This is a genomic window from Mycobacterium sp. NGS27 (genome assembly GCF_059813005.1).
The window spans coordinates 559,589-568,513 of the sequence record NZ_JCALDT010000005.1; the positions used below are offsets into that span (position 1 = coordinate 559,589).

Sequence of the window (8,925 nt, forward strand, 5' to 3'; positions counted from 1 at the left end):
TGTGTTTCGGGGGAGTGGTATGAGACTTCATGACCGTTCACTTCCGCTAACGCGGGGGCAACTGGATATATGGCTCGCAGAAGAAACAGGACAGTTTGCTGCCAGGTGGCAGCTTGGCGTATTCATGCGGATTGCGGGCCCTATCGACGCTGACTTGTTCGAATCCGCGATCCGCCAGGTTGTGCGGGAAGCCGAACCGCTGCGAGCCGTCTTTTCCGAGGTCGATGGCCAGATTATTCAAAGTGTGGTCGAGGATCCACATGTCGAACTTGCTCGCTACGATTTGACAGAATCCCGGGATTCCGAGCAGGACGCCTATCGGCTGGCGTCCTCGATTCAGCGAACGGCGATGCCGCTTAGTGGCCCGCTATTCAAATTCGCTTTGTTGCAGACACGGACGGATGAATTTTATTTCTTCGCGTGCTGTCATCACATTGTGACCGACGGAATCGGTCTCGCACTAGTTCTCCATCGGGTAGCCACCACCTATAGTGCTTTGGCTTGTGGTGAGTCGATTCCTGATACTTACTTCGGCTCATTGCACGATCTGATCGACTGTGAGCTGGAATATGAATCTTCCGGCGATTATCTCGATGACCAGGAGTATTGGGCCAAGAATCTGCCCCCGCAGAGTGAACCGCGCTATCAGGCATCGGACGCTGCGAACGCGAACGACTGCGACGAATCGTCTGCGCCCGTGCAGCTGGACTCGAACGCCGTCGCCGGCATCGACATGCTGGCGAAGACGTTGGGGATGCGTCGGTCGTCGGTGATTACTGCGGCGTGTGCGCTGCTGGTCGGTGGGGGCGATATCGAGAATTCGGAGATCGTGTTCGATTTCCCGGTGAGCAGGCGGGTGCGGCCGGAGTCCAAGCTGGTGCCGGGAATGATTTCTGGGGTGGTGCCGCTGGTGTTGAAGGCGTCGCCGGGGTCGACGGTGGCCGGCTTTTGTGAACACGTCGACAGGCGGATTCGAGAAGCGTTGCAGCATCAGCGGTTCCCGGTGCACGCGTTGGAGAATGCGGGGCATTTCCGGGGTCCCGGGCAGGCGTCGAATCGGGTGGCGGTCAACTTCATCCCGACTACGCATCTGGCAGATCTTGCCGGCTCTGCGGTGACGGCGACGTTGACTCATGACGGGTTGGGGGATCAGTTCCGGCTGGTCTTTTTCCGGGACGAGGATCAGCTGTTTTTGTCCACGCCGGGTGCGGGGCAGTTGCTGCCCGATTGCGATCTCGGGGAGTTGGCCACGCGGCTAGAACGGGTGTTGGTGGCGATGGCTGCCGATCCGGTGCGGCGGTTGTCGTCGATGGGTCTGCTTGATGGGGCCGAGCAGGCGCGGCTCGATGAGTTGGGTAATCGGTCGGTGTTGGCCGCGGCGGTGGGGTCCTCGGCGTCGGTTCCGGAGTTGTTCGCCGCTCAGGTGGCTCGCGCTCCGGAGGCGGTGGCGCTGGTGTGTGGGCAGCGCCGGTGGACTTATCGCGAGCTTGATGAGGCTGCCAACCGGTTGGGGCATCATCTGGCCGGTCGGGGTGTGGGGCCTGGGCAGTGTGTGGCGTTGTTGTTTGCCCGTTCGGCTGAGGCGATTGTGTCGATCTTGGCGGTGTTGAAGACCGGGGCGGCGTATTTGCCGATGGATCCGGCGTTGCCGACGGCGCGGTTGGAGTTCATGCTTGCCGATGCCGCGCCGATTGTGGCGGTCACGACCCAGGATTTGGTGGAGCGCCTCGATGGCTGTGATCTGCCGGTCATCGATGTCGGTGCCGCCGAGATCCAGGCGTGTGCGTGCACGGGGCTGCCGGCGCCTGCGCCCGACAACATCGCCTACATCATCTACACCTCGGGCACCACCGGCATCCCCAAAGGCGTAGCCGTCACGCAACGCAACGTGACCCAGTTGCTTGAGGTGCTGCATGCGGGCCTGCCGCCCGGACCAGGGAGGGTGTGGTCTCAATGGCACTCCTTCACCTTCGACGTCTCGGTGTGGGAGATTTTCGGCGCGCTGCTGCACGGTGGGCGGCTGGTGGTGGTGCCCGAGCTGGTGGCGCGCTCACCCGAGGACTTCCATGATTTACTGGTCGCCGAAAAGGTCAGCGTCTTATGCCAAACTCCTTCTGCCCTTGGGATGTTGGCGCAAGAGGGATTAGATTCGACGGCAGTGGTGGTGGCGGGCGAGGCCTGCCCGGCCGAAGTGGTGGATCGGTGGGCGCCCGGAAGAGTGATGATCAACGCCTACGGCCCGACCGAGGCCACGGTGTACGCGGCGATGACTGGCCCGCTGACGTCGGGGTCAGATGAGGTGCCGATCGGTTCGCCGGTGTCTGGTGCGGCGTTGTTTGTCTTGGATGGGTGGTTGCGGCCGGTGCCGATGGGTGTGGTCGGTGAGTTGTATGTGGCGGGCCGAGGCGTCGGATGCGGGTATGTGCGTCGGCCCGAGTTGACGGCGTCGCGGTTTGTGGCGTGCCCGTTCGGTGGTACCGGGGCGCGGATGTATCGCACCGGGGATGTGGTGTGTTGGGGTGCTGATGGGCAGTTGCAGTACTTCGGGCGTGCTGATGAGCAGGTCAAGATTCGTGGGTATCGCATCGAGTTGGGTGAGGTGCGGGCGGCGTTGGCCGCGCTGGATGGGGTGCGCCAGGCGGTCGTGATCGCGCGTGAGGATCGTCCGGGTGATAAGCGTCTGGTGGGGTATGTGACCGGGACGGTGGATCCGGGTGCGGCGCGGGCGGGGTTGGCTGAGCGGTTGCCGGAGTACATGGTTCCCGCGGCGGTGATCGTGCTCGAGGGGTTGCCGTTGACGGTCAACGGCAAGTTGGACAAGCGGGCGTTGCCGGCGCCGGAGTATCAGGACGCCGAGGGTTATCGGGCTCCGGCCACGGTGACCGAGGAGATCCTTGCGGGGATCTATGCCCAGGTCCTTGGCCTCGAACGCGTCGGCGTCGATGAATCCTTCTTCGAACTCGGCGGCGATAGCATTCTGTCGATGCAGGTGGTCGCGCGGGCTCGCAAAGCCGGGGTGCGGTGCCGGCCCCGCGACGTTTTCGTCGAGCAGACCGTCGCACGGCTGGCCTCGGTAGCCGGCGTCATCGACCGCGATGGCGAGGTCGACGACGAGGGTCTCGGACCGGTGGTGGCCACCCCGATCATGCGCTGGCTGCGAGGCGTGGATGGCGCGGTTGACCAGTTCAACCAGACTCTGGTGATGCAGGCACCCCCGCGGGTTAGCGAACCGGACGTGGTAGCGGTCCTGCAGGCGTTGCTGGATCGGCATCCCGTACTGCGCCTGCGTGCCGAGGACGACGGCGCCGGCGGCTGGTCGCTGCAGGTGCCCGAGGCGGGGGCCGTCGATGCCGGCGGCTGCCTGCAGTCAGTGGACGTGATGTCCGAGGAAGCGCTGGTCAAGGCGCGGTCGCGGTTGAACCCGGCCGCCGGCGTGATGCTCAGCGCCGTATGGGTGGCGTCCACGGGGCAGTTGGCGTTGGTCATTCACCATTTGGCCGTCGACGGGGTGTCCTGGCGGATATTGCTCGAGGACATCAACATCGCCTGGGCCCAACGCCACAGCGGGAAGCCGGTGGCGTTGCCGCCGGGCGGAACATCGTTCGCCCGGTGGTCGTCCCTGCTGGCCGAGTATGCGCGCGAAGCTGCAGTCTTGAACGAGGCCGAGACGTGGCGGAAGGCATTGTTGACACCGGCTGTGCTGCCGGCAGTGCAACCGGCCGTAGACACGTTTGCCACGGCCGGTCGTCTGTCCACGCAGCTGGATGCCGAGACCACTCGCCTGCTTCTCGGCGAGGTGCCCGCGTCGTTCCACGCCGGAGTGCAGGAAATCCTGCTGATCGCATTTGGAGTGGCGCTGGCGGAATTCCTCGGCACAGGCGGCGCGCCCATCGGTATCGATGTCGAGGGCCACGGACGCAACGAAGAGCTGGCTAACGATATCGACCTGTCACGCACGGTGGGATGGTTCACCACCAAATACCCGGTCTCGTTGACCTTCGGCAGGCTCAGCTGGACCCAGGTGGGATCCGGTGACGCCGCGCTGGGGGCGGCGGTCAAGACCGCCAAGGAACAGCTTCGGGACCTTCCGGACGGTATGACTTACGGGTTGCTGAGATATCTGAACACCGACGCTGACTTGGCGGGCTCCGATCCACAGATCGGGTTCAACTACCTGGGGCGGTTCGGTGGCCCGGACGCCCAGGCTCCTGGCGAGCTCTGGCAGATCAGCCAGGACGGCTTGTCGTTGACCGCGGCGGCCGCGGCTATTCCGATGGCGCTGATGCACACGCTAGAGCTCAACGCTGCCACGATCGACACCGAAACCGGCCCGCGCCTGCACGCCGACTGGACCTGGGCGCCCTCGGCACTGAATCAGGCGCAGGTTAGGCGGCTGAGCCGGCTGTGGTTCGACGCCCTCGCCGGTATCTGCACCCACGTGCGTCGCGGTGGTGGCGGGTTGACGCCCTCCGACATCGGGCTTACCGGCCTCAGTCAGCAGCAGATCGACGAGCTCCAGCGGCAATATGCGGATTGCTGACGTCCTGCCGCTGACTCCGCTGCAGCAGGGCCTACTCTTTCATGCCAGCGCGGGGCAGGGCGGCGACGATCTGTACGCGGTGCAGCTGGATATCACCGTGGCCGGCCCGCTCGACCCGGACCGATTGCGCGATGCGGTGCACGCGGTGGTCAACCGCCATCCAAACCTGGCGGCTCGGTTCTCCGACAAGTTCGACCGGCCGGTGCAGATCATCCCTGCTGACCCGGAACTGCCCTGGCGGTATGTGCAGCTTGACGGCAGTCCCGACATCGACGAGCAAATCCGGCGGGTATGCGCCGCCGAACGTGCCGCTGTGTGCGATCTCGCTGATCAGTCACCCTTTCGGGTGGTGCTGATTCGCACCGGAACAGACCGGTACCGGGTCGTGCTGACGAACCACCACATCGTGCTTGATGGTTGGTCGCTGTCGATCCTGTTGGGGGAGATCTTCGCCAGCTACTCCGGTCAGCGGCTGCCCGCGGCGGTCCCATATCGCAGGTTTGTGACTTGGTTGGCGGATCGAGACGTTGACTCCGCCTATGGGGCGTGGCGTCAGGTGCTCGCCGATTTCGAGGCCCCGACGCTAGTTGGCGAGCCAGGTGGGTTGCGGCTGGGACGGCGAAGCGTGGCGTCGTTTCGAGTCCCAGAGGAAACCACGAATGCCCTCGGCGAGCTGGCGCGCTCAAGCCACACCACGATCAACGTCGTGCTGGAGGCCGCTTGGGCGCAGCTGCTGACCTCACTGACCGGCCACCACGATGTCGTCTTCGGCGTCACGGTCTCGGGCCGGCCACCCGAGGTACTCGGCGCGGACTCGATGATCGGGCTGTTGATCAACACGGTGCCGATGCGCGCGCGCATCTCGCCGGCAACAACCACGGTGGACCTGCTGGCGCAGCTGCAGACCATCCATAACGACACCGTTGAGCACCAGCACCTGGCGCTGAGCGAGATCCATCGCGCCACTGGCCATGACCAGCTATTCGACACCCTTTTCGCGTTCGAAAACTATCCGCTCGATACCGACGGGTTGCTGGGCGCCGACGGATTGGTCGTCACCGAGTTCACCAACCGCGAGTACAACCACTACCCGCTCGCGGTGCAGGTCGTGCCTGGCGCTGAGTTGGGTTTGCGCCTCGAGTTCGATACCGATGTGTTCGACGCATCCAGCGTCGAGACGTTGATCGATCGGTTGCAGCAGATTTTGGTCCGGATGGTTGCTGATCCGGGGCGGCGGTTGTCGTCGATGGATTTGTTGGATGAGGTCGAGCGTGTCCGGTTGGATGGGTGGTCCAACCGGGGGGTGTTGACCCAGGCGGCGGGCTTGGGGGTGTCGATTCCGGTGTTGTTTGCCGCGCAGGTGGCGCGGGCGCCGGAGGCGGTGGCGGTGAGTTTCGCCGGCCGGTCGATGACGTATGGCGAGCTTGATGAGGCGTCGAATCGGTTGGCGCACTTGTTGGTTGGCTTGGGTGTGGGTCCGGGCGAGCGGGTGGCGTTGCTGTTTTCCCGTTCGGTCGAGGCGGTTGTGTCGATTCTGGCGGTGTTGAAGACCGGGGCGGCGTATGTGCCGATTGATCCGGCCGTACCGTCGGCGCGGGTGCAGTTCGTGCTCGGTGATGCGGCGCCGGTGGTGGCGGTGTGTGCTGGGGAGTTGGCGGATCGGTTGGTTGGGTTTGACCTGGTTGTGGTCGAGTTCGATGATCCGCGCGTGACAGGGCAGCCGGGTACGGGGTTGCCGGCGCGTTCGGCTGATGACGTGGCGTATTTGATCTATACCTCGGGTACCACGGGTGTGCCTAAGGGTGTGGCGATTTCTCACCGCAATGTCACGGGGTTGTTGGAGGCTGCGGGCGAGCACCTGGAGTTGTCCGGGCAGGTGTGGTCGCAGTGGCATTCGTTGGCCTTTGACGTCTCGGTGTGGGAGATCTGGGGTGCGCTGCTGCATGGTGGGCGGCTGGTGGTGGTGCCGGAGTCGGTGGCGCGTTCGCCGGAGGATTTCCACGCGTTGCTGGTTGCCGAGCAGGTCAGTGTGTTGAGTCAGACGCCGTCAGCGTTTTATGCGCTGCAGGCTGTTGACGAGGTGCGCCCGGAGCAGGGACGGCGGCTTGAGTTGCAGGCCGTGGTATTTGCCGGGGAGGCGTTGGAGCCGCAGCGTTTGGCGACCTGGGTCACCGATCATCCGGTGGTGCCGCGGTTGATCAATATGTATGGCACGACTGAGACGACGGTGCATGCGTCGTTCAGGGAGATTGTGCGCGCCGACGTGGCGGCCAAGGCCAGTCCGGTGGGGGTGCCGCTGGCGCATCTGGGCTTTTTTGTGTTGGACGGCTGGTTGCGGCCGGTGTCGGCGGGTGTTGCCGGTGAGTTGTATGTGGCCGGTTCTGGGGTGGGGTATGGCTACGTGGGCCGCGCGGGTTTGACGGCGTCGCGGTTTGTGGCGTGCCCGTTCGGTGGTACCGGGGCGCGGATGTATCGCACCGGGGATGTGGTGTGTTGGGGTGCTGATGGGCAGTTGCAGTACTTCGGGCGTGCTGATGAGCAGGTCAAGATTCGTGGGTATCGCATCGAGTTGGGTGAGGTGCGGGCGGCGTTGGCCGCGCTGGATGGGGTGCGCCAGGCGGTCGTGATCGCGCGTGAGGATCGTCCGGGTGATAAGCGTCTGGTGGGGTATGTGACCGGGACGGTGGATCCGGGTGCGGCGCGGGCGGGGTTGGCTGAGCGGTTGCCGGAGTACATGGTTCCGGCGGCGGTGATCGTGCTCGAGGGGTTGCCGTTGACGGTCAACGGCAAGTTGGACAAGCGGGCGTTGCCGGCGCCGGAGTATCAGGACGCCGAGGGTTATCGGGCTCCGGCCACGGTGACCGAGGAGATCCTTGCCGGGATCTATGCCCAGGTCCTTGGCCTCGAACGCGTCGGCGTCGACGAATCCTTCTTCGATCTGGGCGGCGATTCACTCTCGGCGATGCGCGCCATCGCCGCGATCAACAAGTCATTCGATTCGGGCCTGTCGGTGCGCGCCTTGTTCGAGACGCCGACCGTGGCCCAGCTGGCGCCCCGCACCGGCGCCCACGGGGGCGGGCTGGAGCCGTTGGTGGTCGTTGAGCGGCCGGCGGTGGTTCCGCTGTCGTTTGCCCAGAGCCGGTTGTGGTTCCTCGATCAGTTGCAGGGGCCGTCCCCGATCTACAACATGGCGGTGGCATTGCGGCTCACCGGTCGGCTGGATACCGATGCTTTGGGGGCGGCGCTTGCCGATGTGGTCGGCCGTCATGAGAGCCTGCGGACCTCGTTCCCCGTGGTGGACGGGATACCCCAGCAGCAAGTGGTGCCGGCCGAGCGGGCCGACTTCGGCTGGCAGGTCGTGGATGCGGTCGGGTGGCCGGAGGACCGGCTGGAGGAGGCCACCGGCGCCGCGGCTCGCTACACGTTCGATCTGGCCACCGAGATTCCTTTGCGGGCAAGGCTTTTCCGTGTCGCCGAGGATAACCACGTGCTGGTGGCCGCGGTGCACCACATCGCCGCCGATGGGTGGTCGGTGGCCCCGCTGGTACGTGATCTTGGTGCGGCTTATGCCAGCCGGTGTGCCGGGCAGGCTCCGAGTTGGGCGCCGTTGCCGGTGCAGTACGTCGATTACACGTTGTGGCAGCGCGAGCAGTTCGGCGACCTTGACGACAGCGCCAGCCGCATCGCCGGACAGCTGGCGTATTGGGAGGAAACTCTGGCTGGGCTGCCAGAGCAGCTGCAGTTGCCCACTGATCGGCCCTATCCGCCGATTGCGAATTACCGCGGGGCCAGTGTGGTGGTGGACTGGCCGGCCGAATTGCAGCAGCGGGTCCGCGAGGTGGCCCGCAAGCACGATGCGACCAGCTTCATGGTGGTTCAGGCCGCTCTGGCGGTGTTGCTGTCGACGATTAGCGCCAATTCCGATGTGGCGGTGGGCTTTCCGATCGCTGGGCGGCGTGATACCGCGCTAGACGATCTGGTCGGGGCTTTCATCAACACGTTGGTGCTGCGGATAGATCTGGCCGGGGACCCCACGGTGGCCGAGTTGCTGGCTCAGGTGCGTCAGCGCAGTCTGGCGGCGTATGAGCATCAAGATGTGCCCTTTGAGGTGCTGGTCGAGCGGCTCAATCCCACCCGGAGCCGGGCCCACCATCCGCTGATCCAGGTGCTGTTGGCCTGGCAGAACAACCAATCCGCGGAGCTGGATCTCGGGGATTTGCAGCTCACCACGCTTCCAGTGGAGATCCGCACGGCCCGAATGGATTTGGCGTTCTCGCTGGCCGAGCGCTGGACTGATGCCGGCGATCCCGCCGGGATCGGCGGAGAGGTCGAATTCCGCACCGACATATTCGACCCGGCCACTATCGAGTTGTTGGTCGAGCGGT

Annotated in this window: 1 pseudogene; it reads left to right on the forward strand. The window is 64.9% G+C overall.

The features are described from left to right. Window positions 1-19: 19 nt before the first annotated feature. Window positions 20-8,925: pseudogene (locus tag AC5Y30_RS16965) on the forward strand (amino acid adenylation domain-containing protein); the annotation flags it as partial.